The sequence below is a fragment of the Bacillus sp. SIMBA_074 genome (assembly GCF_046534555.1).
Taxonomy (GTDB): Bacteria; Bacillota; Bacilli; order Bacillales; family Bacillaceae_G; genus Bacillus_A; species Bacillus_A mycoides.
Window position 1 is genome coordinate 1 of sequence record NZ_JAWRYM010000754.1, and the last position, 260, is coordinate 260.

Consider the following 260-nt stretch of genomic DNA (forward strand, 5'->3'; position numbering starts at 1 on the left):
GTTATTAGGAAGTTATAAAAATTTCTCCGTTACACCTCCAGACGGTATCCCAGCTTGTAAACCGTTTTAATGCTGGAATCCATCTGCAGCTTCTTTCGCAGCTTTTGAATATGAACATCCACTGTTCGGGTATCCCCTACATAGTCGAAGCCCCAGGCAAGCTCGATCAATTTTTCCCGAGACAGGGCAATATTGCGATTGATCACCAGCACCTCTAGCAAATCGAATTCTTTTGGGGTACATTCAACCGGTTTATCGTT

1 protein-coding gene is annotated in these 260 nt (G+C 43.8%); it reads right to left on the reverse strand.

Features of this window, described 5'->3' with window-relative positions; translation table 11 throughout:
* Nucleotides 1-29: 29 nt before the first annotated feature.
* The coding region (locus SB773_RS32800) for a winged helix-turn-helix domain-containing protein (RefSeq protein WP_410594579.1) at nucleotides 30-260 on the reverse strand (231 nt) is incomplete at its 5' end.